Raw genomic sequence first — 25,573 nt, forward strand, 5'->3', positions numbered from 1 at the left:
CTTGGAACATATCGGCTTAGAGCCGCGTGGGGGACGCGCGCTCCGGACCTTGCGATGATGTCCGACCAGCCGCCGCAGCCGTCTCTCGTGGGGGGACGGGTCGACTGCGGTGTGACGACTGTAACACCGATGAGGACAGACCAACCCGTCTGTTTGTCCGCATTCCGTCCCCCAATTCGGGTGTCAGGGGCGGGCGGTAGGCTCACCACGATGAACGGACCGGTCGCACTGCCCCTCGACGAGGTCGAGCTCTCCTTCGAGGCGGCGGGCGGCTCGCTCGTGCGGCGGACGGTGCTCCCCACGGGGGTGCGCATCCTCAGCGAGAGCATGCCCGGGGCCCGCAGCGCCACGGTCGGCTTCTGGGTCGCCGTCGGCAGCCGTGACGAGGGCGACGGCGACCGGGGGTCGACCCACTTCCTCGAGCATCTGCTCTTCAAGGGCACACCCACCCGGTCGGCCCTCGACATCGCCGTGGCCTTCGAGTCCGTCGGGGGCGAGCACAACGCTGCCACCGGCAAAGAGAGCACCTGCTATTACGCCAGGGTCCGCGACGTCGACCTCGACGACGCGGTCGACTCCCTCGCCGACATGGTGACCTCGTCGGTCCTCGATCCCCTCGAGTTCGAGACCGAGCGCGGCGTCATCCTCGACGAGCTCGCGATGGCCGACGACGACCCGAGCGACGTCGGGGGCGAGCGTCTCTTCGAGTCGGTCTTCGGCGACCACTCGCTCGGTCGACCGATCGGCGGGTCGCCCGACAGCATCCGGAGGGCCTCACGAGACGAGGTCCACCGGCACTACCTCCGCACGTACCGCCCGCGCGACCTCGTCGTGACGGTCGCGGGCGCCGTCGACCACGATCACCTCGTCGAGCGTCTCCAGGCCGCGATCGGGCGGTCCGACTGGTCCACCGTCACCGCGCCTCCTGTGCCCCGTCGTCCGGCGACCGGCGCCGAGACGGCCCCGCAGCAGGGCGAGCCCCTCGTCATCGTGCGCCGACCCCTCGAGCAGACGACGCTCCTCCTCGGCTTCCCGGGCCTCCCGGTGACCGACGACCGCCGCTCGGCCATGGCCGTGCTGAACTCCGTGCTCGGCGGCGGCATGTCCTCGAGGCTCTTCCAAGAGGTGCGAGAGCGCCGCGGTCTGGCCTACTCGGTGTATTCGTTCGCCCCGAGCTACTCCGACGCCGGTCTGTTCGGCCTCTACGCGGGGTGCGCGCCGGCCAACGCGGGCGACGTGGCCCGCCTGATGCTCGAGCAGCTCGACGAGGTCGCGACCGACGGCATCACGGCCGACGAGCACCGCCGTGCGCTCGGTCAGCTGGGCGGCGCCGCGGCTCTCGCTCTCGAAGACAGCGACACCCGGATGAACCGCCTCGGTCGCGCCGAGCTGTCGATGGGCGAGTTCGTCGATCTCGACGCCTCGCTGGCCCGACTCGCGGCCGTGCCGACCGACGACGTCCGCGACCTGGCCGCCGCCCTGCGCTCGGGCCCGCTGTCGACCGTGGTCGTCGGCGAGGTCGACGAGACGACGCTCCCCACCCGAGCGGCGACGGTCCCGACGTCGTCCTCCATCCGATGAACCAGGAGACGACGGTGTCCCACTACCTCTACCTCGTGCGCCACGGCGAACAGCAGGACGCCGAGCACGGGCTGCCCGACGGTCCGCTCTCCGAGCGCGGCAAGCGTCAGGCGCGACTCATCGCCGAGCGGCTCGGCGGCGTGCCGTTCGACGCGGCCTGGCATTCGCCCCTCGAGCGGGCGGCCGAGACCGCGCGCATCATGACCGAGCGACTGCCCGCCCTCGAATCCCAGCCGTCGACGCTGCTCTTCGACTGCGTGCCGTCGGGGCCGACCCCCGACATGCCGGCGGCGTACAAGCCGTTCTTCGGCGGAGTCACCGAAGACGAGATCGAAGCCGGTCAGGCGCAGATGGCCGACGCCGTCTCCGAGTGGCTGACGCCCGCGCGCGACGACCGGCACGATCTGCTGATCACCCACAACTTCGTCATCGGCTGGTTCGTCCGCGAGGTCTTCGGGGCGCCGGCCTGGCGCTGGATGGGCGTCAACCAGGCCAATGCCGGTCTGACGATCATCCGCGTGCGCTCGGCGAAGCCGCCCGAGCTGGTCACCCACAACGACCTCGGGCACCTGCCCGTCGAGCTGCGGACGGGCCTGCCCGTCGACCAGTCGATCTGACCGAACGGTCCGAGCGGTCGGTCAGAGCCCTCGGTCCGATCGCTCGACCGACCGGTCAGCGGGCGGTCTTGCCGTACCACGCGGTCGCGTTCGGGTTGTCGTTGTACGGCTCGATCAGCGAGTAGCCCGCTGCGCGGTAGAGGCCGCCGGCCGCCTCCAGGCTGTCGTTCGTGTCGAGCACGAGCTGCTCGGCGCCGAGGTCCATCGCGCGGCGCTCGAGCTCGGCGAGCACGAGACGACCGAGACCCCGACCGCGGGCGACGGGTCGCACGAAGAGGTGCTTGACCTCGTAGCGGACCCGACCGTCGGCGCCCGGCTCGAGTCGGCGGACACCGCCGCAGGCCAGCGCGTCGTCGCCGTCGGGTGTGACGTCGCCGACGCCTCCCGCGTCGCGGACGCTCGCGTCGGCCGCCCCGTCGGCGACGGCCACGACGAACACGCCGGCCGGGGGAGTGAAGGTCGCGTCGACCGGCGTGGCCGTGTGATAGCTGCCCTGCGCGACCGGGAACGTCGCGGCCCGCTCGTCGAAGTACTCCGACAGCAACGAGGAGGCGGGGGTCGAGCTCACGGGCATCTCGCGGAATCGAGGCATCCCCCGATCGTATTCGACGGTCCGTCGCCCGGTAGGTTTGACCAATGACTTCCCGCATCGCCGTCGTCGGGGCCACGGGCACGCTCGGGGGCTTCATCGTCGATCTCATCGAGCGCACGCCCGACCTCGAGCTCCACGCCGGGCTCTCGTCCCGAGACGATCTCGACCGCGTCGTCGGGGCCGATCTCGTCGTCGACGTCACGCACCCGGCCGTGAGCCCCGGCATCGTCGAGCACGTCGTGCGGGCGGGCATCCCCGTGCTCGTCGGCACGTCGGGCTGGAGCGCCGAGCGCATCGCCCGCCTCTCGACGATCGTCGCCGACGTCGACGGCCCCGGTGTCCTGGTCGTCCCCAACTTCTCGCTCGGGTCGGTGCTCGCGACCCGGTTCGCCACGATGGCCGCCCGGTTCTACGAGTCGGTCGAGATCGTCGAGACCCACCACCAGGGCAAGGTCGACTCCCCGTCGGGCACGGCGGTGCGCACCGCCGAGCTGATCGCCGAGGCGCGTCGCGATCTCGGGCCGGTCTCGGCCCCCTCGTCCGACCAGAGGGCCCGCGGGCAGCAGGTGGCGAGCGTGCCGGTGCACAGCCTCCGCCTCCGCGGGGTCGTCGCCAAGCAGGAGGTCGTCTTCGGCGGCGAGGGCGAGACCCTCACCCTCACGCACGACACGCTGTCCCAGCGCGCCTACGAGCAGGGGCTGCTCGTCGCGATGTCGGCCGCGCCGACCGTCAGCGGTGTCGTCGTGGGGCTCGACAGCGTCCTGCCCCTCGACTGATGCGCGCCCGCCGACCCCTGCGCGCCCGCCGACCGATGCGCGCCTGCCCGTGAAGGGCCGTGTCGCGGCCCTCGTGATGGCCGCCCTGCTCGTGCTCTACATCGTGCTCGTCGGTCAGCGTGCCGTGGCCCTCTTCGCCACGGGCGAGGCGGTCGCCGTCGGTCTCGGCGTGGGTCTCGTGGTCCTGCCGCTCCTCGGGGTCTTCGCCCTCGTGGCCGAGATCCGCTTCGGCCTGGCGACCCAGGCGATCGTGCGCGAGCTGGGCGCCGCCGACCAGCTGCCCGTCGACGACGTGCCGCGCAGGCCCTCGGGCCGGTACGACCGCGCCGCCGCCGACGAGGCCTTCCCGGCCTACCGCGAGGCGGTCGAGCAGGCCCCCGACGACTACCGCGCCTGGTTCCGGCTAGGTCTCGCCTACGACGCCTGCGGTGATCGACGTCGGGCGCGACAGGCGATCCGCTGGGCCATCACGCTGCGTCGGCGCGGCAGGGCCTGACCCGCGCCTCCTCGGCTCTCCGGCCTGCGCCTCGTGGTCGGCTCGTCAGAGACCGGCGGCGAGCGCGTCGACGGCCTCGTCGACCGTCCGGTGACGGAACACGAAGCCGTCGGCGAGCAGCTTCTCGGGCACGACCTGCTGGCTCGGCAGCAGCAGTTCGCGACCGGCCTCCTGCATCGCGGTCGAGATGACGAACTCGGGCACGGTGAGGGCGTACGGCTTCGACAGGTCGTGCGCGAGTCGACGCGTCAGGGCGTCGCTCGTCGCCGGGGTGGGGCCGGCCAGGTTGATCGGGCCGTCGAGGTCGGAGGCCATCACGTGGACGAACGCGGCCGCCTCGTCGTGCAGGCTGATCCACGGCCAGAACTGGTCGCCGGTGCCGAGTCTAGACCCGAGGCCGAAGCGGGTGAGGGGGAGAAGGGGCGCGAGCGCGCCGCCGGGGCCCACGACGAGACCGGTCCGCATCAGCGCGACCCGCACGCCGTCGGGTGCGGTCAGCGCGGTCCGCTCCCATTCGGCGACGACATCGCTGAGGAACCCGGTGCCGCGCGGGCTCGACTCGGTGAGCCGGTCGCCGGGGCGGTCGCCGTAGATCCCCACGGCCGAGCCGCTGAGGAGCACCGTGGGCGGCGTCGACGCGGCGCGCATGCCCGCGACGAGAGTCCGGGTGGCGTCGACCCTCGAGCCGACGATCTCGCGCTTGTAACCGCGGGTCCAGGGCAGACGGCCCAAGGAGGCGCCCGACAGGTTCACGACGACGTCCGCCCGATCGAACAGGGTCGTGTCGACGACTCCGGCCGAGGGGATCCAGGTGAACTGCGTGTCGTCGCGCGGCTCGCCGCGGACGAGCGAGAGCACGGTGTGACCGGCGGCTCGCAGCTGGGTCGAGAGCTCGGTGCCGATCAGGCCGGATGCTCCGGCGATCAGGACCGTCCGGGGGGCGTCGTTCATGGGTCCTGCTCTCGATCGGCGGCGAGGCGCGACCGCGCCCTCCTCGAGAGCCTAGGCGCGCCTCCTCGGTGTCGACCGGGTGCCGAGGAGGCGCGGTGCGGGTCCGTCGGTCGCCCTCGGAGCACCCCGTCACCGGTTGTAGAGTCGACGCCGTGACCGATGCCGAACCCCTCGCCCCGTCCACCCCCGAATCCGCCGTCGAGTTCCGCTCCGACGTGACCGTCGAGCTGGTCCGGTCGAGCGCCCACGACTCCGACGTCCTCTTCGCCGCCCGCGTCTCGACCATGGGCGAGCTGACCCTCGACGGCGCGCAGGCGTCCGCCGACGGCGCCCAGGCGACCAAGGGCGCCGGGCTCATCAACTACCTGATGCGCGACCGCCACGGTTCGCCGTTCGAGCACAACTCGATGACCTTCTACGTCCAGGCGCCGATCTTCGTCTTCCGCGAGTTCATGCGGCACCGCATGGCGAGCTACAACGAAGATTATCCGGCCGTTGAGAACCGCCTCAATTGCTTCAATCTGTCTCTGAAGGGGGCTTGCTAATGGCTGACGAGTTGACCCAGGACTCTGGTCCTGTTTTCAGAAGTGATGTTGACGTCGAGCTTGTTCGCTCAGCAGCGCAAGACTCAGACGTCATCTGGGCGGCTCGAGTGTCGACGGCAGGCGAGAAATCCCTCGAGGCCGTCAACAGCGATGCCGAGCGATCGGCAGGCCTCATCAGGTACCTGATGCGCGATCGCCACGGGACGCCGTTTGAGCACAACTCCATGACCTTCTTCATCACGGCACCGATTTTTGTCTTCCGAGAGTTCATGCGTCATCGCGTGGGATGGTCCTATAATGAGGAGAGCGGTCGTTACCGCCGCCTCGCTCCCATCTTCTACGAGCCCAACTCTTCGAGGCCGCTAGTGCAGGTGGGAAAGCCAGGTCACTACACGTTCGTTGAAGGCACCGCGGAACAGTTTGTCCTCGTGAGTTCAGCGACGCGGCGTGCTTGCTCTACGGCCTATGACGCCTATGCCCAGATGCTCGAGGCCGGTGTTGCACGCGAAGTCGCCCGAGGAGTTCTCCCAGTGGCCACTTACAGCTCGATGTATGCGACGTGCAACGCACGCTCGCTCATGTCTTTCCTGTCGCTCAGGGTCCACAGCGATGATGCGAAGTTCCCGTCTTTCCCGCAGAGGGAGATCGAAATGGTAGCTGAGCAAATGGAAGCAGAGTTCGCAAAGTTGATGCCGATCACGTACCAGGCATTCGTGGATTCGGGACGAGTCGCGCCGTAGCACGCGCCTCAGTAAGTGGTGGGGCCGCGTGATCGATGCTTCAGGGGGAAAGTGCCGACTTTGGGTGATGGCGATGTGTTGCTGGGATCGACGGGTTGGGAGAACAGCCTGTCTGGGGACGAGGACGCGTCTTCGGTTCGCGCGCGTGCTCAAGACTTCCTAGGTGAAGTTCTGCAGGCCGAGACACTGATTGTTCTTGCCGGTCTCGGGACGTCCCTGGGTGTGCAGACTGACCTGGGTAAAGCACCCTCTATGCGGGACCTGTGGGACGCAATTGCCCATCTGCCGGAATTTGCTTATGCAGCTCCCCTGCTTCCTAACGAGTCGGCCAACAACGACCTAGAAGCTCTGCTTTCAGAGGCTATCCTCCGCCAACGTCTTGACCCAGCGCCACAACTTGAAGATTTCATCACAGCCGCGGAGGCGGTGGTGCTGGCCAAGTGCCGATTTGTCGAGTCAACCAGCAGGCTTCCTACGCATGAGCGTTTGATGCGCAAGCTGGCCCGGCGTTCACCCAGGGGACGGCGTGCCCAAATCTTCACGACCAACTACGACCAGGCCTTCGAAGTCTCGGCGGCGACAACGCGGACCACGATCGTCGATGGTTTTGGGTTGGGGGGCTCGGCGTTCTTCGATGGATCTTGGTTCGACATCGACTTCGTTCGACGACGGGCCAATGAAACAACTATTGCCGAACCAAACGTCGTGCAGCTCTTTAAGATGCACGGTTCTGTTGACTGGTCGAAGCGGAACGGCCGAATCGTGCGCACAAGCGAGATTCCAGACAATCCTGTCCTCATTTACCCCGCTCAGAACAAGTACGAATTGTCTTATGCGCAGCCATACCAAGAGATAATGTCGCGATTTCAGATGGCGCTCAGAGGAACCGATGTTGGCCTCCTCGTCATCGGGTTTGGGTTCCGCGACAACCACATCACGGCTCCCATTGAAGCTGCTCTGCGAGCGAACACCGGTCTTAAGATGGCCGTCATAGATCCGGCGCTAAACACCACCGACCGCAGTGAATTCGGCGGAAAACTCGCAAGCTTGGTCGAGGACGGGGACGAGCGAGTGGCCCTGATTGCGCGGAAGTTTGAGGACGGGATCGCTTTGCTCCCCGACATCCGGCAGCGGGATGAGCTAGCAGACCACGTTCGTCGTGTCGAGCGGGTCCTGGACGAGGACTAGACGCCATGTTTTCCGAGGACAGGTTCGTGGGTGTTGTCCACGCGGTCGATGGCTCGAGCGTCTCGGTGACACTGCCCATGGCCGCGGCGGGTTCATCGAACTTGCATGGGCGCAGGTTGCGCAGGGGAGAAGTGGGGCAATTTTTGCTCATCCAGGTCGGGCCTGAAGCCGTCCTGGGCCGGCTCATCTCCATCGCAGTTCTCGCTGCCGATTTGCGCAAGCTTGGAGACCCCCAGGCGGAGCCAATGGCACAAGGTCGCGTGCAGCTCTTGGGCACACTCGATCGGAACGGATCATCGGACCGAGGCATCGCCCGATACCCAACCGTCGGTGATCGAATCTTCGATGCGAGCGAGGACGCGGTCAAGAAGGCCATCGCGGTGCAGAGCGGTAAGAACACTGCGCATCTTGGAAAGCTCTCCGTGGGCGAAATCTATACCCGCGTGAATGTGGACGATCTGTTCGGTCGACATCTGGCCGTCGTGGGTGCCACCGGCTCGGGGAAGAGCTGGACGGTAGCTCATCTGGCAGAGACAACCGTCTCGCTAGGCGGCAAAATGATCGTCCTCGACCCCACGGGGGAGTTCCGAAGCCTGGACGAAGGTGTCACGCACCTGTCCGTGGGGTCAGGCAAAGTCGACCATGACGTCCTCCAGGTGGGTGTTCCTCATCACCTCATGCGCGAGACAGATCGCAATGCACTGTTTCTGCCGTCGTCGGGAACACAGCTTCCTAAAATGCATGCTGCTGTCCGCTCCTTACGGCTTGCCCACCATGCTGAAGTACACAGCCCGGAATTGGACTGTCTCGAAGACGGTGCGATCGTCAAGCCGCCCGAAGGATCGTCCGCCGACTTCGATGCCGCCTTCACCCTCCACTCCAAGGCCGTCGAGGACCCGTACGGCCCGTTTGATCTGACAAGGCTGAGCGTTCAGATACGTCACGAGTGTGTGAAGCCGGGCACGGGGAGCAGGTTCGGAGCCGTAGACACCTCGGCAGTTGGGCACGTTGGGTCGCTCATCACGAGAATCGACGACGTTCTCCAGAGCACTGAGGTCATGAACGTGATTGGCTCGACGATTCAAGAAGACGTCCTTTCTGAGCTTGAAAAGTGGTTTGCGGACGCCTCTTCAAATGTCCTCTGCATCTCCCTCAAGTACGTTCCCGCCTCATACAACCTGCGAGAGATAGTGGTCAACATCTTGGGCCACCACCTCCTTCGTCGAGCACGCGAGGGACTCTTTGCTGACATTCCACTGGTCGTCTCCATTGACGAAGCGCATCAGTTCCTCGGACGAACAATCGGGGATGACAGCACCTCTTCTCGGCTCGATGCCTTCGAACTCATTGCCAAGGAAGGGAGGAAGTACGGGCTGACCCTCTGCATCGCTACGCAACGCCCATCCGACCTACCCGCCGGCATGTTGAGCCAGGTCGGGATGATGATCATTCACCGCATTGCCGACGGGCAGGACAGGCAGATGGTCGCAGCGGCGGCCGCGGAGATGGACGTGTCCTCCTTGCAGCTGCTTCCGGGTCTGCGTCAGGGTGAGGCGGTAGTCATGGGCGTCGATCTACCTGTTCCCGTCGCCGTTCGAATGCAGCGGCCAGACTGTCCGCCTCGATCCGACGGTCCAAATTATTCGTCAGGGTGGGGCATCGGACGGTGACGCGGGGCACGTAGTCCCTGTGGCGCACTGCGACACTGCTAACGGCTGATTTCCTCGAGACCCCCGGTTGGCGCTTTTCCAGTCGGCGAGTCCATACGGAGCGAGTAAGACGACATCGTGGCCGTCCGACAGATCCAACCGTTCTAAAGACTTGTGTGGGAGCGTCGGATTCGTCCTTGAGACCAGGCGATGCTCCAGCGGATCGCTGCTTGATACTCTTAGAGCATGCATCGTGCATCCGTGGACCAGCGCCTCGCTGACATCGCAGCGTGCCAGTGGGGCATGATCACGACTGCGCAAGCACGCGTTCACGGTGTCGCACGGGCGAACCTTGCTCACCGCGTGCGCTTGGGCACGCTTGAGCGGACCGACCACTATGGCGTCTACCGCCTCGCAGCCGCCCCGACAAGCCACCTAGATAATCTTCGAGCGGCATGGTTGTAGACAAACGCCGAAGCGCTCGCGCCAGATCGTACACAAGCGCCGAAGCCCGACGTCGTCGTGGCCTCCGCGGCAGCAGCGGTGGTCCACGGCATGGGGGACGTTTACCCAGCCCCCTACTTGATGATCGTTCCTTCCCGTCGTCAGAGCACGAGAGATGGCATTGCTTACTCCTGGCGCGTTCTGGACTCGCTTGACGTGGAGATCCTCGACGGCATGACTGTGACTACGCGTGAGCGGACGGTCGTCGATCTACTTGCAGACGAAGGCGATGTCTTCCTCGCGGCAGACGCCCTGCGCGATGCGCTGCGGGGCGCGTACGACCTCGACGAGACGCGCCTAGCGGCCCTGTTGGGCCCTATGCGAAGCGACTCGGGCAGGCCCCCGGCGATGGGGCAAATGCGGTTGCGCACCTCATGGTCACGGCAGGCGCGGATGCTGTGCCTGACGCGAGCCGGGCACTCGATCGGGTCTTGCGATCTCAGACCCGGCTGCCGGGAATCGAGGCGTTCGTCGCGAAGGTGACGAAGAGCGTCCCGGCCTTGGCCGCGACCATTCCCCTTAAGATCAGCGATCCGGAACAGACCATGCGGTCTGCTCCAGCCGCGGGAAGCTTGGGGCCGAAAAGCCCCAAAGTCTAGGTCCGGTAGGGGATGGTAGATCGTTCGGGAAAGATGTTGAGTCCGTGCTGCCGAACCAGCCTGTGAATGGCGTCGTCCGGGGCATGGACGCGACTCAAGGTCTGCTCGTGCCACGTAAACGGGGGTCTGATGTCGGCGGGGCTGAATGCCCCAGGTCCTATGACAATGCGCTTGAGGGCGGTAAGCGGTAACGGCACTTCGATGTACGGGGCGATGGCACCGTTGGGCAAAGCGCGGTGTTTCGCAAGCGTGAACGTACCTTGAGAACGTGCGTACGGGCGCCACTCGTTCTCCTCGCGGAAGACCGGAATCCTTGGTCGACGCCAATCCGTGCAGGGCAGCGTCGAGCGGTTCATACCAGTGCTGAGACACGGACGAATCGAGGCATTCTGTCTACGCTCTTCGAAATCTAGGCCAGTAAGGCTCTTCGATAACTTGGCCACCCAGACAGATTGGTTGGGTGATCACAGTGAAGGAATGGGCGGAGATCCGGCACCTGCACGGCAGCGAGGGGCTGTCGGTCAGGGCGATCGCGAAGCATCTCGGAATCGCGCGGGACACGGTCACGAAGGCGTTGGCCTTGGAGGGTCCGCCGTCGTATTCGAGACCCGTGGTCCCGTCGGCGTTCGACGAGTTCGAGGTCCGGGTGCGGCAGCTGCTGGCGGAGTTCCCGGCGATGCCGGCGACCGTGATCGCGGAACGGGTCGGCTGGTCGGGGTCGGTGTCGTGGTTCCGGAAGAAGGTCGCGTTACTGCGGCCCGAGTACGAGCCGAAGGACCCCGCGGACCGGTTGTCGTTCGCGGCCGGTGACCAAGCGCAGTGCGATCTCTGGTTCCCGGCGACACCGGTGATGACGCCGGCGGGCCCGGTGGTGTTTCCGGTGCTGGTGATCGTGGCGTCGTATTCGCGGTTCATTACCGCGAGGATGATCCCGTCACGGACGACCGCAGACTCGTTGGCGGGAATGCGGTCGCTGCTTCGTGAGCAGCTCGGCGCGGTCCCGCGCCGGCTGATCTGAGACAACGAAGCTGACATCGGACGGCGGAACAGCCTCGCCCACGGGGTGCCCGAGTTCTGCGGGACGCTCGCGACGAAGCTGGTGCAGCTGAAGCCTCTCGATCCAGAGTCCCAGGGCATTGTCGAACGCGCGAACGAGTTCCTGGAGACGTCGTTCCTGCCCGGCCGGACCTTCACCTCTCCAGCTGACTTTATCGCGCAGCTGCGGGCTTGGCTCCTCACCGCGAACAGCCGGGCGGTGAGGGCGTTGTGGGCGAAGCCGACGTCTTTGATCGGCCTGGACCGGGACCGGATGCTGCCGTTGCCGCCGGTTGCGCCGGCGGTCGGGTTTGACGAGCAGGTGCGGTTGCCGCGGGCAATACTACGTCGGTGTCCTCGGTAACGACTACTCCGTCGACCCGACCGTGATCTGCCGGATGGTGGCCGTCGCAGCTGACCTCGAGCACGTGGCCGTCACCCTCGACGGCCGACAAGTCGCCTCTCATGCGCGCGCCTGGGGCTCGACCCAAAAGATCACCGACCCCGGCCACGTCATCGAAGCGCGGCGCCTGCGCGAGCAGTTCCAAAACCCGAGGCCCGTCCCTGCAGACACGGACCTGCTGCGGGACCCGACGGACTACGACACCGCGTTCGGTGCTCACATCGACGGGATCAGCGCCTGATGGACGACGACCTGAAACAGATCCAGTTCCTTGCCCGAGTCCCCAAGGCGCCCCGCATCCAGGACGCCGCCGAGCGCCTCGCTGCCCAGGCAAGAGAGGCCGGCTGGTCGCACGAGCACTACCTAGCAGCCGTCCTCGACCGGGAAGTCTCAGCCCGCGACGCGTCCGGGGCGAACCTCCGCATCCGCGCCGCCGGGTTCCCAGCACGGAAGACGATCGAGGACTTCATCTTCGACCACCAACCCGCCCTGAAACGGGACACCATCGCCCATCTCACCGGAGGCGCCTATCTCGCTGACGCCGGGAACGTGGTCCTCCTCGGGCCTCCCGGAACCGGCAAAACGCACCTCGCGATGGCTCTCGGATTCAGAGCCACGAACGCTGGACACCGAGTCCTGTTCGCCACGGCGACGGAATGGGTGACCCGACTGCAGACCGCTCACACCCAGGGCCGCCTTCCCGCAGAGCTGGCGAAGCTGCGACGCTACGGCCTGATCATCATCGACGAAGTCGGCTACATCCCCTTCGAGCAAGACGCCGCAAACCTTTTCTTCCAACTCGTCTCGAGTCGTTACGAGCACGCGTCGTTGATCCTGACCTCGAACCTGCCGTTCGCAAAATGGGCCGACGTGTTCTCCGACCAAGTCGTCGCCGCCGCCATGATCGACCGCATCGTCCACCACGCCGACGTCATCACCCTCAAGGGCTCCAGTTATCGGCTCAAGAACAGCCAGATCGAGACGCTGCCTTCAGCCCGAGCCGAGAACCAGGCACACTAAACAAACAACTCGTGGCCTAACTTTCGACGAGCGAAACTGGCCTAAATTGAACGAGCGCTGACACCATCAACCTCTGCGATGACTCGCGCCAGCTTTCGCGCCTTTGCGGCGTCTCTATGTTCCACCCGGAGCAGGTCAACCGCCGTTCCGTCTTCTTCTTCTTCTTCTTAGTTCTTCCTAGCTGCCACCGCCATCGAATATTTTAACCCCGACCTTGACCGTTCACGGCGTCAGGGTCCAAGTTCCGCAACCTGGACTGATGCCCTCGACAGCCCATTAGACGCGATCTGCGCCCTGCGCCCCTGCTGGGCCTGCCAGGCCAGATCAAAGACAAGGTCATAAAGGGGTCTTCGGCTCGGCCTCAAAGGCCTGCTTCGAGACCTCCAGCACTCCGAGCGCGTCCAAACCGAATCCGCGCCTGGAAGGTAGTGAACCTGGGGTCGAATCGAGGAGCCCTAGAGGGACCGCTCGACTCCAGGCCTCCACCGTCGCGAAGCCTTCTAGGACATGGGCCCTGACGCGATCCAAAGCGACGAGCGTCATACCCGCGATGCCCCACTCAAAAGGACGAACTCGCATGGCCGTCAAAACAGTGTGCGCGAGTTGCATCTGCTTCGATCTCAGGCCTCAACTGGCACCCGCGTGATGGTAGATCTAGGTGCTTGCGTCGTCGGAGACGGATACCCAAGGGTCGTCAAGCCTGGCCACTAGTTCACCGAGAGGACAGTCGAGAGCGTGAGCAACGGCATGCCAGCTCTTGAGCGTCCCGCGCCCCTGGCCGTTAAGAAGTCGGAAAACGTTTGCCGCGTCAAGTCCGGACTCTCGCGCCATATCCGTGAAGCTCAGGGCCCGCGCCACCCTGAGACGCCGAGCTTCAGCCGCCATGGCCGGGAAGTTCGGAGGGGGGACCGTCACTCGATCCATCGTGTCTATGGTGAGCCTCAAAAGCATTAGCTAAATTGCCAATAGGTTGGTAAAACGGCAACGCGAAGCAAGGAAGGCATGCGCATGGTCGCAACCAGTGATCCCCCAATCGACCCGACTGGCTGGACTCAGTCCACGGATGATTTGAAAGACGCTCTAGCCACCGCTGGATGGCAGAACCCCGCCGAGTTTGTCCTCGAGGTGGCAGCCGTAGTCAGGGCTATGCAAGAGCGCTCACGCATGAAGTCGACCCACCGATTTCTAGCGCTCGAACGTCTCGGCATGATGGATCGCCCAGTTGAAACTGGCATGCACCTGTCCACGCAGGAGCTGCAAATTGTTCTGGCCCGGATGTCCATAATCGACCGAGGAACCGCCTACACCGCCGAGAAGACAGCCGCCATGCTCAAGTTGCGCACCTCAGACGTAAGCGGCATGGCGTCGGCAGGTTCGCTTTACGCATTCGAGACGAGTCGGGAGCTTGTCTTCCCAGACTGGCAGTTCACAGTCGACCCTTCTGGAAGCAGAGCCGCGCCAATCAGCGACGCTCTCGCCCCAATCATCGCCTCGATCCCTGTCGAGGCTGTCCCAGGCCTGGTCAGAGCAGTGATGACTCTCGAAAATCCCATGATTCCGAAACGAAAGGGTATGCCCGCGTCCCCTCGCCAACACCTCTTGGAGGGCGGATCTTACCGGCCCGTTGCTGCTACTCTCTCTTACTTCCTTGAAGGGTCGCTCGATCGGTTCCTCGGCCTGTGAACCCGCAACCTAACCACGCGCGGGACTGCCAACCCATCGAATTAGGCTGGCCTCGATTCACGGTGGGGGCAGTGGGCACCCTACGCATGCACGACACCGACACGATCCCGTACGTGACTCTGAGCGGGTCGGTCACATCCTTGAACTTGTCATGGAGCGAGAAGATGAGTCGAGACTCCGCGACTGACTTCCCATCGGTGGGTGCTCAGATGCTCAATGCGGTCAAGGTCCCGAAGTGACAGCCATCGACGACAGCCAACTGCCGCCACCGCTAACGAGTGCGCTGCAGACGACGGGCCTCGATGAGGAGCGCGTCGCCATCGCCGGCGACTGGCACAGCAACCGACCATGGGTCCGAACGGTTTTCAAGAAACTTCATCAGCAAGCACCCGATGTGCGCACGATACTGCACCTCGGAGACTTTAACTTGGGCTCCAATCGGCCCTGGGCTGACTATAAAGCGACCCTTTCCGGCCTGATGCGCGAGTTCAATATTAAGCGCATTCTCATTACGCCCGGCAATCACGATCACTGGGGCCAGCTTGGTCCACGTTTTGAAAAACATCCCCATCATCCGTACCTCGTTCCGGGCGCAGAGAATATTGCCTTCCTGCCCCGCGGTTACCGCTTTGTAATCGGCGATCGACAGTTCCTCTCCTTCGGCGGGGCCGCGTCTGTCGATCAGGAGGGTCGCGTACGGGGCATGGACTGGTGGCCGCAAGAGGAAGCGACGCGGGATGAGGCTCGTGTGGCTGCCCAGGGCGGCACAACCGACGTCATGCTGACGCATGAGGCAGTCGATGGCGGCACAACTGAGATCGACCGCATCATTGCCCAACCCATTGAGCAAGCGTTTACAGCGAGAGGCCTTGCGGCGTCGCGACGGAGCCGCGCAATAACTACCGCTCTCTGGAACGACGTCCGTCCGACATTGCTCTTTCACGGCCACATGCACAAGCGGGCAGAGGGCCGTCTTGAGGACGGCCGACGCGTTTACGCCCTTCCGCGAGACACCATGGCCGGCAACACAGGAGTCCTCAACCTTGCCGATCTCACATGGCGCTGGCTGGAATGACTGAGCCTTCTGCCAGCTACCCAGCAAGAGACCGATGCAGTTTCTGCCTCAAGGGCATGCTGAACCTCAGCCCTCCTCCAAGAGTTGAGACGGACTCGCTTTAAGGGCCTTCGCAAGCCATGGTCGCGGAGGGCGGACCAGGACCGACCTATAGATTTATAGATGCGAGCGTTCAGGGATTCGAGTCACGGGACTGCCGACGATGGCCCTGCATGCCGGCCTCGCGGGTGGCAGAAAACTTGCCCACTATTCCCCTCACGGGGAAGGACCTCTAGCCTGATGCGCGTTGTCTACTCAGATTTTATGGCGCTAATTCGGGAAAGTCGCTTCCAACGGGGCGTCGCGAAGCGGCTGCCGCGTAAACTATCGCGAGGCCATGCGCAGCGCGCCAGTGCTTAGGGCCGAGTGCTCCGACGAGCAGTTCCAACATTTCGCCGTTATCGGGATCGGTGACTGTTCTGACGAACTCCCCATCCCACGGCACCGAACGTGGTAAGCCAAGTATGCCGATTTCTCGGCTACCGTACGCTGGAACGAACACGTCATCTACTTCATTCAAGACGGGCGCTAACACTGACGTTGCATTGGCCGTATCGGGCATTGCTGTCAATTGCTCGCGAAGGGCTTGCCCAATCGAGCGGGTTTCCGTTCCTGCATCGTCGCCTGGTTCGACAGCTCGTAGCTTACCTGTAGGTAGGCCGTCAGCGAGCCTAGAATGTACAAGCAAATATACGGCTGTCACTGCTGCCCTCGGCGAGCCGTCCAGGGCCAACTTTAGGGCGTTCCGTATGCGCATGTGGAAGCTAGGGTCAATGGCGGCGGAAGCCGCCAAGCCCGAGGCGACAGCGCGAAGATCGACTGGAACGGCGCCTTCGATAGCCCGCAAGGCGACGCCGACTAGTCGTCGATGGAGGTTGGGAGTGGGAATCGCCAGCCCGTCGTCGAGCAAAATAGCGGCGATCTCGGGGCTGATTGGAGACAGCCACCCGGCCCACGTTGTGCTGCGGTCGAGGGACTCAACGACATCCACGACGAGGTCGCGGCGATGGTCGGGCCCATCGGCAAACATTGCTCCCGCGACGAATACCCAGGTGTTCCTCCAATGCGGGCTAGGCGCAATGGCGATGAGCCGTTCGCGTAGTTTCGCGTCCGTCGTCTTGACCAGGGCGCGTGCAGCCATTAGTTCTTGCAGGCTGCGGATCTCAAACGCGACACTTTCGTCTTCGACGGGGACGAGAAGCACAAGTCGCTCGGTTGTGGCCTGCATCACCTGGTCGGCGATTCTTGCGCGGGCCAGCCCGGCATCGTGTCCCAAGTCTTCGAGTCGTCGTTCTACAAGGTCTCTCAAGTCGGCTAGCGGCAGCATGCCGCGGGCATCCCCCGAATGCTCGCTCTGAATCTGCAGAACGCGCCCGGCAGCTTCGTGCACAAAAACGATCAGGGCTTTCTGCTGCGTGAGCAACGTGGAGAGGTTCGTGTTCTTCGCGGACTCGCGTTCATAGACAGTGTCGAAGTATTGAGAGAACAACTGGTACCTGTCAGCAGGGAGCACCCCTGCTCGCTCCAAGATGATCGTCATGATTAGAACTTGCAGTGGAGTTTTCATGAGACGGAGCATGGCGGGAACCCGGATCTGCTTCTTAAACGATCGCACCAACTGGTCACGTCGATCGAGGTCATCCGATAGGCGCCGCATGGTCACTAGCCGCCCGTACACGGCTGCCTCCGCCGCATCGAGGTGGGCCAGGTCAAGCTGCTGGAAGTGGGTGGGCATGAGCTGTTCGGTGTAACCAGTAGGTCGCGTCGTGACGATAACGAGAAGGTCGGCATCGTCCCTTTCCGATTCTTCGACGAACTGCTTGATCTCGTCGAGAACCCTAGGACGAACTTCTGGCGCTGTCACCTCGTCGAGGCCGTCAAAGATGACTACGCAAGGCCAACGCGCCAGCCACCGCGTCAGAGTGTGGGGCTTAATATCCAGGCCCGCACGGTCGCTGACACGGATGCTGAGCCACCGAAGAAGATCGACGACTCCGTCTGGGCCGACGGCGTCAGCGAACTCAGCAAGGTCCACCCGGATCGGCCAGCGCCGGCCCCGGGGCGGGGCTACCTTCATTCGGTCGAACGCTCTCGTTGTGCCGTCAACAACTTCTTGCTCCGTTTGAGTAAGTGCCTCCTCTTGGGCGAAGGCGACTCGGAACGCCTGGGTCAGAAACCGCGTCACAGTGCTTTTGCCGCTCCCTGCTTGGCCGGTCACAACGAAATGACGTTGTGACGTGGGGAGCATTGAGGGTTTAAGAACCATGTCGGAACGGCTAAGTACTTCTGCAACCACGGAAATGGGCGGGGCGTCGCGATTGGCATCTTCTTGACGTCTCGACGGGATGACTTTGAGATCGACAAAGACGTTCTCGACTGATTCGCGAGTAGAGCCTCCCGCCTCGCGGAAGCTGACCCATCGCTCACTCGTCAGCGTGCGCGTCGCATGTGCGCCGAGCACAGGCGCGAAGACTTCCGGGTCGAGCAGACCAGAGATCTCCCCAAGTCTCGCCAATAGGTCGCCGACGGTCAGGAGGCCCTTGAAAGCTTGTCGAATACTCGAATGAAGGGTGAGTAGAGCGTTAAGCTGGTCGCGGTGCCAGATGCGCCAGTCCTGGAGGCCACGTCTCCTCAGCGTGTTTCGGTCGTCGCCTGCCCACGCTGCGTCCAGTCGCCGGCGGACGTGATCGTTGATCGCGTCCACGCCCGCACGAGGCACGCTGGACAGGCGGACGTTCGTAACGAAAATCAAGTACCGCGGGAATGGCGAGCGTTTACTGGAGTCGGACATCCAGGAATCGAGTTCATCATCGATTTGGTCTCTCAACCAGCGCAGGTTAGCTGCCGGGACTTGTGAGGGGTGTTCCGCTTGCTTCGCCTGAATCACGACGTACCCGTCCCAGGCACCTTGATCATCTAAAACTGTCTTGGACCAATCAACACGGCCTCTAAAGGTCGCTTCTCGGCCGCCATCTGGCCCAGAACCAAACGCCTCCACACCCGCGCCGAGCACCTCCAGCGCCAACGCAACGGTCAACTGCTCGAAAGCCCGATGGCTAAGTTCCTCTAGCGGGTAATCGTCTGCCATGCTTTCCCCCTCCGGGACGTGGCAACCTAGCAAGCCACACCTAACCGTCGATAATCAGCGATCTGCGCCGACTACTCGAGCCCTCTAACCACCGCCGCGTCCTGATTCTCAAGGCTATCTGCTCTCCTCCAATTCTGCTCCGTAGAGGCAACAGGGCGACCTACCGACAAGACGTGCCGTTCCTCGCGTGTCGAGGTATGGGATGCCCCAACAGATCGGACAGCCACAGGCTCTTCGGCTCGATGTCATGCACCGACTTAGGGCGCATCGCTATTGGCCCGACGCGTTGATGACGACCGCACCCTCCGCGTCAGACCGTCCGGACATGCGCGGCTATGTCGGCGTCGCGGCTCATCCGCACGGGGACGATCAGGACCTCGATGCCCCGACGACCTCAGCAACGTTCATAGCGCGGGCGCAGGGACGGAAGGCCGCCTCGCCGATCGTTTGCGCGGCCGCACAAGTTCGCAACGGCGACGACGTGTACGTCGCGATCGAACTAACGACACCCCCGGTGGATGCTCTGTGCTCCATCTAGCGAACATTGGCGATACTGGGCTGAGCGTGAGTAGGAGTCGTGACCGAGAGCTTGGTGGTTGACGTATTAGTTGGCGGCGTCGTACGCATCACGGATGGTGCTCGAGACACGTCCGCGGTCGGAAACTTTGTGGCCGTTCTGGCGGGCCCACTCGCGGATCTTCGTGAGCTCGGCCTTGTTCGTTTTGGTGGCTGCTGCAGCGCCGTTGCTCTTGCGTCCTGTGCGGCGGCCGGCGGTGGTGTAACGCGTGAGCGCTTCGTGGAGTCCTGCGAGGTGTGCGTCGCCGAGGTCAGTCTCGTAGGCGATGCCATCAAGGGCGAAGGTGACGGTACGTCCGGCTCCATCAGCAATGGGTGTGCCATCAATGTCGTCGGTCAGCTGGATAACGGTCTTACGGGCCATGGAGTTCCTCTGTTTCGGTGCTGCGGCAGCTGCATGAACCAACGAGCTTTCCGCAGGCTTACGAGTGCTTCGCTTATGAGTCCAGTGTGGCGATGCGCCGGTAACGAGTTGCGCGGGACATGCCGAAATCGCGAGCAACCTGCGATGGCGGATGGCCAGCGTCGAGAAGCCGGATCGCTGAACGGATCTGGCTGTCGGTGAACATAGGACGTCGTCCGCCGAGATCACTACCCGTTTGGCGCCTCTTCGAGACGGAGTCGCGGACGCGTTCGCGTTTGATCTCGAGTTCCATCTGCGCGAGAGCTGCCATGACGGAGAACACCATTGACCCCATTGGGGTGGAGGTGTCGACGTCGCCGCCGCCGAGATTTAAGACGCGGAGGCCGGCGCCGCGGTCTCGGAGCTGCGCTGCGAAGCCGAGCATGTCGATCGTGGAACGGCCTAGGCGGTCGAGGGTCGTCACGACGAGCGTGTCTTCTCCGTGGAGAGCGGCGAGAGCGCGGTCGAACGACGGTCGTGATGCGCGCGCACCGGACACGCCCTGGTCGACGTACAGGTCATCCCGCCGGACCCCCGCCGCGAGCAGATCTTGTTCTTGCCGATCGGTGTCCTGCTGACGGGTCGAGACCCGGGCGTAGCCGATCAACCTCATCGCAGGACCATTTGTGTCTCGCAACCAACCTTCATGACACCGATTCTCCACCACGGTTGCGAAACATGGTTATGAGACTCACTGTGCCCCGAGATCTCGGGCCGGCGATTGCTCAAAGTTTGAGGCCGGCGAGACGTCTCGCAACCGTAGGGATGCAAGACGGCTCAGGTCCGGGGGAGGGCTGCGCAAGCCCATCTTCGGCGACGGACGGGATCGGTCGTCGGGTCGGCGTGTCGGAGGGGCTTGCTGCCGACTCGTCCACCGGTACTCTCGGGACATGTCGGAGGTGGATCCCCACGAGAGAATGGACGCAGCCCGACGCGTGCTGGGCCTGGAGGACGATTCGGAGCTCTCCGGCACGGGCTTCGTGACATCGCCGCTGGCGGTCTCTGAGCTGGCCACGGCGTCCATGTCGCTGCTCGCGGGCGCACTCGGTCGGGTGGTCCGTGTCGCCGGACTCGCGGCTGGCGGATCGGCTGCTGTGGACCGCACCCTGGCGGATGCGTGGTTCGGGCTGCATCTGGTTCCGGTCGGCTGGAGTGCGCCGTCCCCGTGGGATCCGCTGTCTGGTGCGTTCGTCACCCGGGACGGGTCATGGATCCGCACGCACGCGAACGCGCCTCGTCATCGAACGGCTCTGCTTGCGACGCTCGGAGCGCCGATCGAGGCTGACGCGGCCGAGGTTGCCCACGCGATTCGGTCACGGGACGCTCGGGAGCTCGAGGACGCCGTGGTGGCGTCCGGGGGAGTAGCCGCCGCTTTGCAGACCTCCGAGGAGTGGCGGACGTCAGACGCTGGACGCAGCGTCGATGCCGAGGACCTCATCGGTCTCACCCCGGGAAGCCGGTGGGACGGCGTCACGCGCTGGGCGCCGAACGAGGAGCGACCGGCATCGCGCACACGGGCATGATCGCGACCGGCGCCGGACGACCTGCATCTCTTCCCGTCCAAGCCCTCGATTGGGCGACGGGCTATCTCGCCGCAGCCGCAGCTCTCGCTGGCATCGCCGACCGCAGCACCAGACGACTCGGGTCGTCCTGGAGGCTCTCCCTGGCGAGGACGGCCTCGCACCTGCAGGCGCTTCCCGCGACGGGTGAGAGGACGATCAGCGCGGATCCTCCCGAGGACCTCCCCGGGTCGCCACTCGAGATGGCCTCCGGGCAGGCGGTCATCGCAGCCTCGCCCATCCGCGTCGGCCGAGCCGGACTCGCGTTCACGTACATCACGACCGACCTCGGCCGGCACTCGCCCGCTTGGTGGTAGATGCCCGCCTCTGCGTGCGGGCCGGCTCCGACCTTCCTTGGTCACGTCGCCGGTCACGACGTCATCCGTCGCCGGCACCGGTGCAGGGGTCACTGCAGCTCGACGGCCGGTTTCATCCAGAAAGGCGAGTAGTGATAGCCGTCGGGGTCGTCGAACTGGCGTTGATACATGAAGGGGTAGTCGTCGGTGTCGCCGATCCGAGCGCCCGCAGCGCCGGCGCGATCGATGAGCTCATCGACCGCGTCCTTGCTTCCGAGGTCGAACGAGAGCGTCACCTTCGAGGGGGTCTCGGGGCCCCCGATGAGCTCTTCCGTGCCGCCCACGCTGGCGTACATCTCGCGGCTGCCGAGCATCAGGTACTGATCGGCACCGATGGCGAAGCACGAGACGTCGTCACGCGACATCCGACTGTCGAGGCTCCAGCCGAGAACCGTGTAGAAGGCGGTGGAGGCGGCGACGTTCGCGACTGGGCAGCTTATGTAGAGGCTCATGCCCGCGATGGTCGTCCCATCCGCTTGCGCGGTCAAGGGGCGTGAGCCGCAGAAGCGCCTCCCGGCATCGTCGGTCCGTGGCGGGCGGTGCCGAGCGACGCTCCGACGGGCTAGAGGTCGGGGAACGTGACCCAGCCGGTCACCTCGGTCGGATCGAGTCGCACGAACCGCACAGTGGGTCCGCGTCGCACGGGGTGGCTGCGGAGGGAGTCGATCACGTCATCGTCTGCTTGCGAGACCACCGGATGGGTGTGCCCCTTGATGAGGACGCTCCACCGCGCATCCTCGCCGAGACCGTCGATCTCGAACGCGACCCACGGTGAGGTGCCCGTCATGACCGTCCGGGTGCTCAGGTCGGTCGGGATGTAGATGGTCTGCCCGTCGGCGAGGTAGCTCGTCGGTGTGATGTCGATGCTGGGCCTGTAGCCCCAGGCGATGCGGCCTCTGCGACGGCGGCGGATGTGCCCCCAGCACTCGTCTCAGCTCAGCACTCGCTCGACGCCGTCGTTCTGGTGCAGGTGTCGTCGCTGACTGTGCTGTCGTGGGGCCAGGGATGCTGCGCCTCGAGGTGCGTGCGAGAAGGCCTGTCGGCCGAGGTGGTCTGAAACGGCGTGCAGGCCGACTCTGACCCTCCATCCTCACGCCGTCAAGCGATGGGCCTCAGACAGCGGCGTGAGAGAAGCACTCGGGGCTCGGCTACTCGAGCTGGTGCACCCAGGAGGCGGCGATCACCATGAACGCGGGAAGTGCGTCGCGCACGTGGTCGGCGCTGGTGAACGTCGCGACCCAGCGATTGCGGTCGGCGCGACGCAGCAGGCCAGACGGGTCGTCGAGGAGGATCTCGGGGTGGTCGGGTTTGGGGCGCGCTCCGGTGTGCAGGATCACCTGGACGGCCGCCGGTCGGCGCAGATTCATGGTCGCGAAGTCGTCACGCAGGGCGAAGTTCGGCGCCTTCCACTTGATGTTCTCGTTGACGTCGGGGGAGACCGTCGCGAGGCCGTGCCGCAGCGTCAGCGCCGCATCCTTCATCGGGTGGTCGAGGTCGTCGAACCAGGCGTCGACCTCGGCTGCGGTCACGACGTCGCCGGCGGGCACTGAGGGTGGACGTGCTGGGTCGTGTCGATCATGGGACGTCTCCGTCGGTCGTCGTTCCAGAAGGCTCGCCTGCGAGACCTGTGGAGCGAACATCTCCTCCGTCGTCACCGTTTGAAGAGATGTCCGCTGATCGGTACCCAACCAGACGGGTCTGATGTGATCTAAGCGATGCCTGACGTCGGGATCAGGGCTAGACCGACAGGCGCCATCGTCTGGTGCCATTACCGAGTAAATCGGGGCCAACTGCTGGGGACGCTATACCCGAACACGCCCGCCGAACAAGACATAACCTCAATATTGAACAGGGGTAACGGATGGGGGCCATGCGCTGAGGTACAGGCGATGATCCCTGCGGGTGCTCTGGGTGCTGCCCGATAGCCGGTCCTTCACCGAGACATGTTCCGGACGGTGCTACGGGCACTCCGGAGCGGAGCGGGCGCGGAGCGGGCGCGGAGTTAGGGTCCGTTTTTGAAATTTTCACAACATATGTGTATCGAGGTCTAAGGGTGATGCAGCACAAACATGGGTTGCTGCGTATCTCCGGGTGACCTCGGCTGCAGCTCGAAGCGATCGGTGACGTCGCCCGAGTCCTTGAAGGGAAGCTGCCACAGCGGCGATCCTGAAGTGGGGGGGCGTCGTCGATGTTCAACGTCGAGCGGGCCATGTGTTCGCCGTGGTGTGGCGGCTTCGGCGTCACAGCTTGACTCGGCGACCTTTGTCTGTGTGGCCGTCAGGGGTGGACTCTGCGGTATAGCGCGTTCAGTCAAGCGGAAAAGTCTCGCGGCATGACTTCTGACGAGGTCGATTTACTTGCGCCTCGGGCAAAACAAGGCCCATACTGATCTAGCTAATACGCATTAGCGTGAATTCGGACAGCAAGCCAAAGGAGCCCTGCGTGACCACGAGCGCACGAGTCGAACTCGACACCGATGTCCTGATCGTCGGAGGAGGTCTGGGTGGCGTCGCTGCCGCCCTGGCCGTCTGCCGATCAGGTCGACGCGCCGTCCTCACCGAGGAGACCATCTGGCTCGGCGGTCAGCTGACGTCACAGGCGGTCCCGCCAGACGAGCACCCGTGGGTCGAGCAGTTCGGTGTGACGGCGGCCTATCGTGCGTTGCGCGACGGCATCCGCGACCACTACCGCCGTGTCTACCCACTGCGCCCGGAGGCTGCCGCTTGGCGGGAGCTCAACCCGGGGGCGGGCCGTGTCAGCAAGCTCTGCCACGAGCCCCGCGTCGCGGTCGCCGTCATCGACGAGATGCTCGCGCCGTACCGCAGCGCCGGCCTGCTTACCGTGTTGACCGAGCACCGACCGGTGGCGGCCAGCTCCGAGGGAGACCGCTGCGAGTCGGTCACCGCCATGGGGCGCGACGGGCGCGAGGTCAAGATCCGCGCCTCGTTCGTCCTCGACGCGACCGAGACCGGTGAGCTGCTCGAGCTCGCCGGCGTCGAGCACGTGACCGGTGCCGAGTCGTCCGCCGAGCACGGCGAACCGCACGCCCCGGCCGAGGGAGACCCTCTGAACCAGCAGGGCATCACGTTCTGCTTCGCCGTCTCGCACCACGAGGGCGAGGTGCACACCATCGAGCGGCCCGAGATGTACGACTTCTGGCGTTCGTACCGGCCCGACTTCTGGCCGGGCCCTCTGCTCGCCTTCATGGCGCCCGACCCGCGGTCGCTCGAGGCCCACCCCCGCACCTTCGTCCCGAACCCCGACGCCGACCCGCTCGCGATCAGTGCCGACCAGAGCGCCGACGCCGGAGACAGGGAGCTGTGGGGCTTCCGGCGCATCCTGGCCCGCAAGCTCTTCACCGACGGTGCCTTCGACTCCGACATCTGCCTTGTCAACTGGCCGCTCAACGACTACTGGCTCCAGCCCTACGTCGGTGCCGGCCCCGAGGTGGCCGAGCGGGCCGTGTACGAGGCCCGACAGTTGTCCCTCTCGCTGCTCTACTGGCTGCAGACCGAGGCGCCCAGGGAGGACGGCGGCCAGGGCTTCCCTGGTCTCCGCCTGCGGGGCGATGTCACGGGGTCGACCGACGGCCTGGCCCTCGCGCCCTACGTCCGCGAGTCGCGGCGCATCAAGGCCGTCACCACGGTGACCGAGCACGACGTCTCGGCCGAGGTGCTCGGCGAGACCGGCCGGGTCCACCGTCGCGACTCCGTCGGCGTCGGCAGCTACCGGCTCGACCTGCACCCCTCCACCGGCGGTGACAACTACGTCGACGTGCCCAGCGTGCCTTTCGAGATCCCGCTCGGCGCCCTCATCCCGGTGCGCGTGACGAACCTGTTGCCGGCCGGCAAGAACCTGGGCACAACCCATGTCAGCAACGGTTGCTTCCGCCTGCACCCGGTCGAGTGGAACGTCGGAGAGGTCGCTGGCGCCCTCGTCGTCGAGGCGCTCGCCACCGGCGTCCTGCCTCGCGAGGTCCAGGCCGATCCTGATCGCTTCGCGGCCTTCGCCCGCCGACTGGACGCCGAGGGCGTCGAGCGACGGTGGCCGGCCGTCCAGGCCTACTGACTACCAGACCCCGCACCCCTCACCGACGAG

Annotated in this window: 22 protein-coding genes and 3 pseudogenes; 16 read left to right on the forward strand and 9 right to left on the reverse strand. The window is 64.9% G+C overall.

Annotated elements, in window-relative coordinates:
* The first annotated feature begins 210 nt into the window (after positions 1-210).
* Both ACZ6JE_RS02150 and ACZ6JE_RS02155 read left to right on the forward strand, forming a co-directional pair.
* Complete coding sequence (locus tag ACZ6JE_RS02150) at positions 211-1,581, forward strand: M16 family metallopeptidase (protein WP_464318064.1); 1,371 nt, start codon at positions 211-213, stop codon at positions 1,579-1,581.
* 14 nt (positions 1,582-1,595) lie between these two features.
* The gene (locus ACZ6JE_RS02155) at positions 1,596-2,198 is read left to right on the forward strand and encodes a histidine phosphatase family protein (RefSeq protein WP_192060126.1); all 603 of its coding nucleotides are present in this window, start codon (positions 1,596-1,598) and stop codon (positions 2,196-2,198) included.
* Between the two features lie 55 nt (positions 2,199-2,253).
* Here ACZ6JE_RS02155 and ACZ6JE_RS02160 read toward each other — a convergent pair whose 3' ends face one another.
* On the reverse strand, positions 2,254-2,790 hold the full coding sequence (locus tag ACZ6JE_RS02160; protein WP_464318065.1) for a GNAT family N-acetyltransferase: 537 nt from the start codon (positions 2,788-2,790) through the stop codon (positions 2,254-2,256).
* 44 nt (positions 2,791-2,834) lie between these two features.
* On the opposite strand from ACZ6JE_RS02160, the gene dapB reads away from it, so the two are divergent.
* Positions 2,835-3,566: a 4-hydroxy-tetrahydrodipicolinate reductase gene (dapB, locus tag ACZ6JE_RS02165; protein WP_243213780.1), complete on the forward strand. Its 732-nt coding sequence runs from the start codon at positions 2,835-2,837 to the stop codon at positions 3,564-3,566.
* A 49-nt stretch (positions 3,567-3,615) separates the two neighbouring features.
* Positions 3,616-4,062, forward strand: a complete 447-nt coding sequence (locus ACZ6JE_RS02170; RefSeq protein WP_371740706.1) for a tetratricopeptide repeat protein — start codon at positions 3,616-3,618, stop codon at positions 4,060-4,062.
* A gap of 45 nt (positions 4,063-4,107) precedes the next feature.
* On the opposite strand, the gene ACZ6JE_RS02175 is transcribed toward ACZ6JE_RS02170, so the two are convergent.
* Positions 4,108-5,013 (reverse strand): TIGR01777 family oxidoreductase, encoded by a 906-nt coding sequence (locus ACZ6JE_RS02175; RefSeq protein WP_192060129.1) that lies wholly within the window; start codon positions 5,011-5,013, stop codon positions 4,108-4,110.
* Positions 5,014-5,165: 152 nt separating this feature from the next.
* Between ACZ6JE_RS02175 and ACZ6JE_RS02180 the strand changes: the two are divergent.
* From ACZ6JE_RS02180 to istB, 7 genes and pseudogenes are all read left to right on the forward strand, one after another.
* Positions 5,166-5,498 (forward strand): annotated as a pseudogene (locus tag ACZ6JE_RS02180) (FAD-dependent thymidylate synthase); the annotation flags it as partial.
* Positions 5,499-5,557: 59 nt separating this feature from the next.
* A complete protein-coding gene (gene thyX / locus ACZ6JE_RS02185; RefSeq protein WP_464318066.1) occupies positions 5,558-6,298 on the forward strand; it encodes an FAD-dependent thymidylate synthase in 741 nt (246 codons plus the stop codon).
* Positions 6,299-6,349: 51 nt separating this feature from the next.
* Positions 6,350-7,486 (forward strand): SIR2 family protein, encoded by a 1,137-nt coding sequence (locus ACZ6JE_RS02190; protein ID WP_464318067.1) that lies wholly within the window; start codon positions 6,350-6,352, stop codon positions 7,484-7,486.
* Positions 7,487-7,491: 5 nt separating this feature from the next.
* The gene (locus ACZ6JE_RS02195; protein ID WP_464318068.1) at positions 7,492-9,156 is read left to right on the forward strand and encodes an ATP-binding protein; all 1,665 of its coding nucleotides are present in this window, start codon (positions 7,492-7,494) and stop codon (positions 9,154-9,156) included.
* 225 nt (positions 9,157-9,381) lie between these two features.
* Positions 9,382-9,600, forward strand: a complete 219-nt coding sequence (locus ACZ6JE_RS02200) for a type IV toxin-antitoxin system AbiEi family antitoxin domain-containing protein (RefSeq protein ID WP_464318069.1) — start codon at positions 9,382-9,384, stop codon at positions 9,598-9,600.
* Between the two features lie 1,098 nt (positions 9,601-10,698).
* Positions 10,699-11,917 (forward strand): annotated as a pseudogene (istA, locus tag ACZ6JE_RS02205) (IS21 family transposase).
* The gene (gene istB / locus ACZ6JE_RS02210; RefSeq protein WP_464318070.1) at positions 11,917-12,696 is read left to right on the forward strand and encodes an IS21-like element helper ATPase IstB; all 780 of its coding nucleotides are present in this window, start codon (positions 11,917-11,919) and stop codon (positions 12,694-12,696) included. Before istA ends, istB begins: the two are co-directional and overlap by 1 nt.
* Positions 12,697-13,350: 654 nt before the next feature.
* Here the strand turns inward: istB and ACZ6JE_RS02215 are convergent.
* Complete coding sequence (locus tag ACZ6JE_RS02215) at positions 13,351-13,647, reverse strand: helix-turn-helix domain-containing protein (protein ID WP_464318071.1); 297 nt, start codon at positions 13,645-13,647, stop codon at positions 13,351-13,353.
* A 213-nt stretch (positions 13,648-13,860) separates the two neighbouring features.
* Here ACZ6JE_RS02215 and ACZ6JE_RS02220 point away from each other — a divergent pair, with 213 nt between their 5' ends.
* Both ACZ6JE_RS02220 and ACZ6JE_RS02225 read left to right on the forward strand, forming a co-directional pair.
* Positions 13,861-14,379 carry a hypothetical protein gene (locus ACZ6JE_RS02220; protein WP_464318072.1) on the forward strand — a complete coding sequence of 173 codons (519 nt, stop codon included), beginning with the start codon at positions 13,861-13,863 and terminating at the stop codon, positions 14,377-14,379.
* A gap of 235 nt (positions 14,380-14,614) precedes the next feature.
* Positions 14,615-15,454: a metallophosphoesterase family protein gene (locus tag ACZ6JE_RS02225; RefSeq protein ID WP_464318073.1), complete on the forward strand. Its 840-nt coding sequence runs from the start codon at positions 14,615-14,617 to the stop codon at positions 15,452-15,454.
* Between the two features lie 301 nt (positions 15,455-15,755).
* Here ACZ6JE_RS02225 and ACZ6JE_RS02230 read toward each other — a convergent pair whose 3' ends face one another.
* Entirely contained in the window at positions 15,756-18,581 is a 2,826-nt protein-coding gene (locus ACZ6JE_RS02230) for an NACHT domain-containing protein (RefSeq protein ID WP_464318074.1), read from the reverse strand.
* 325 nt (positions 18,582-18,906) lie between these two features.
* Between ACZ6JE_RS02230 and ACZ6JE_RS02235 the strand changes: the two genes are divergently transcribed.
* Positions 18,907-19,119, forward strand: a complete 213-nt coding sequence (locus tag ACZ6JE_RS02235) for a hypothetical protein (RefSeq protein WP_464318075.1) — start codon at positions 18,907-18,909, stop codon at positions 19,117-19,119.
* Positions 19,120-19,185: 66 nt separating this feature from the next.
* Here the strand turns inward: ACZ6JE_RS02235 and ACZ6JE_RS02240 are convergent, their stop codons facing one another.
* Together ACZ6JE_RS02240 and ACZ6JE_RS02245 are read right to left on the reverse strand one after the other, a co-directional pair.
* The gene (locus ACZ6JE_RS02240; RefSeq protein ID WP_464318076.1) at positions 19,186-19,521 is read right to left on the reverse strand and encodes a histone-like nucleoid-structuring protein Lsr2; all 336 of its coding nucleotides are present in this window, start codon (positions 19,519-19,521) and stop codon (positions 19,186-19,188) included.
* A gap of 73 nt (positions 19,522-19,594) precedes the next feature.
* Positions 19,595-20,173: a recombinase family protein gene (locus ACZ6JE_RS02245; protein WP_464318077.1), complete on the reverse strand. Its 579-nt coding sequence runs from the start codon at positions 20,171-20,173 to the stop codon at positions 19,595-19,597.
* Positions 20,174-20,450: 277 nt separating this feature from the next.
* Between ACZ6JE_RS02245 and ACZ6JE_RS02250 the strand changes: the two genes are divergently transcribed.
* The gene (locus ACZ6JE_RS02250; protein WP_464318078.1) at positions 20,451-21,083 is read left to right on the forward strand and encodes a hypothetical protein; all 633 of its coding nucleotides are present in this window, start codon (positions 20,451-20,453) and stop codon (positions 21,081-21,083) included.
* A 442-nt stretch (positions 21,084-21,525) separates the two neighbouring features.
* Here ACZ6JE_RS02250 and ACZ6JE_RS02255 read toward each other — a convergent pair whose 3' ends face one another.
* The 3 genes and pseudogenes from ACZ6JE_RS02255 to ACZ6JE_RS02265 all read right to left on the reverse strand — a co-directional run bounded on the left by ACZ6JE_RS02255 (position 21,526) and on the right by ACZ6JE_RS02265 (position 23,004).
* A complete protein-coding gene (locus ACZ6JE_RS02255; protein ID WP_464318079.1) occupies positions 21,526-21,927 on the reverse strand; it encodes a VOC family protein in 402 nt (133 codons plus the stop codon).
* A 110-nt stretch (positions 21,928-22,037) separates the two neighbouring features.
* Positions 22,038-22,394, reverse strand: a pseudogene (locus tag ACZ6JE_RS02260) (pyridoxamine 5'-phosphate oxidase family protein); the annotation flags it as partial.
* 229 nt (positions 22,395-22,623) lie between these two features.
* On the reverse strand, positions 22,624-23,004 hold the full coding sequence (locus ACZ6JE_RS02265) for a DUF1801 domain-containing protein (protein WP_464318080.1): 381 nt from the start codon (positions 23,002-23,004) through the stop codon (positions 22,624-22,626).
* A gap of 913 nt (positions 23,005-23,917) precedes the next feature.
* Between ACZ6JE_RS02265 and ACZ6JE_RS02270 the strand changes: the two genes are divergently transcribed.
* The gene (locus ACZ6JE_RS02270; protein ID WP_464318081.1) at positions 23,918-25,543 is read left to right on the forward strand and encodes an FAD-dependent oxidoreductase; all 1,626 of its coding nucleotides are present in this window, start codon (positions 23,918-23,920) and stop codon (positions 25,541-25,543) included.
* Positions 25,544-25,573 lie beyond the last annotated feature (30 nt).

The sequence above is a fragment of the Frigoribacterium sp. AC759 genome (assembly GCF_979256015.1).

What these genes read in the sequence shown, in the direction of transcription:
- ACZ6JE_RS02150 (WP_464318064.1), top strand. Translation starts at nt 211, where the DNA reads ATGAACGGACCGGTCGCACTGCCCCTCGACGAGGTCGAGCTCTCCTTC.
- ACZ6JE_RS02160 (WP_464318065.1), bottom strand. Translation starts at nt 2,790, where the DNA reads ATGCCTCGATTCCGCGAGATGCCCGTGAGCTCGACCCCCGCCTCCTCG.
- dapB (WP_243213780.1), top strand. Translation starts at nt 2,835, where the DNA reads ATGACTTCCCGCATCGCCGTCGTCGGGGCCACGGGCACGCTCGGGGGC.
- ACZ6JE_RS02175 (WP_192060129.1), bottom strand. Translation starts at nt 5,013, where the DNA reads ATGAACGACGCCCCCCGGACGGTCCTGATCGCCGGAGCATCCGGCCTG.
- thyX (WP_464318066.1), top strand. Translation starts at nt 5,558, where the DNA reads ATGGCTGACGAGTTGACCCAGGACTCTGGTCCTGTTTTCAGAAGTGAT.
- ACZ6JE_RS02195 (WP_464318068.1), top strand. Translation starts at nt 7,492, where the DNA reads ATGTTTTCCGAGGACAGGTTCGTGGGTGTTGTCCACGCGGTCGATGGC.
- ACZ6JE_RS02200 (WP_464318069.1), top strand. Translation starts at nt 9,382, where the DNA reads ATGCATCGTGCATCCGTGGACCAGCGCCTCGCTGACATCGCAGCGTGC.
- istB (WP_464318070.1), top strand. Translation starts at nt 11,917, where the DNA reads ATGGACGACGACCTGAAACAGATCCAGTTCCTTGCCCGAGTCCCCAAG.
- ACZ6JE_RS02215 (WP_464318071.1), bottom strand. Translation starts at nt 13,647, where the DNA reads ATGCTTTTGAGGCTCACCATAGACACGATGGATCGAGTGACGGTCCCC.
- ACZ6JE_RS02220 (WP_464318072.1), top strand. Translation starts at nt 13,861, where the DNA reads ATGAAGTCGACCCACCGATTTCTAGCGCTCGAACGTCTCGGCATGATG.
- ACZ6JE_RS02230 (WP_464318074.1), bottom strand. Translation starts at nt 18,581, where the DNA reads ATGGCAGACGATTACCCGCTAGAGGAACTTAGCCATCGGGCTTTCGAG.
- ACZ6JE_RS02235 (WP_464318075.1), top strand. Translation starts at nt 18,907, where the DNA reads ATGCGCGGCTATGTCGGCGTCGCGGCTCATCCGCACGGGGACGATCAG.
- ACZ6JE_RS02240 (WP_464318076.1), bottom strand. Translation starts at nt 19,521, where the DNA reads ATGGCCCGTAAGACCGTTATCCAGCTGACCGACGACATTGATGGCACA.
- ACZ6JE_RS02245 (WP_464318077.1), bottom strand. Translation starts at nt 20,173, where the DNA reads ATGAGGTTGATCGGCTACGCCCGGGTCTCGACCCGTCAGCAGGACACC.
- ACZ6JE_RS02250 (WP_464318078.1), top strand. Translation starts at nt 20,451, where the DNA reads ATGTCGGAGGTGGATCCCCACGAGAGAATGGACGCAGCCCGACGCGTG.
- ACZ6JE_RS02255 (WP_464318079.1), bottom strand. Translation starts at nt 21,927, where the DNA reads ATGAGCCTCTACATAAGCTGCCCAGTCGCGAACGTCGCCGCCTCCACC.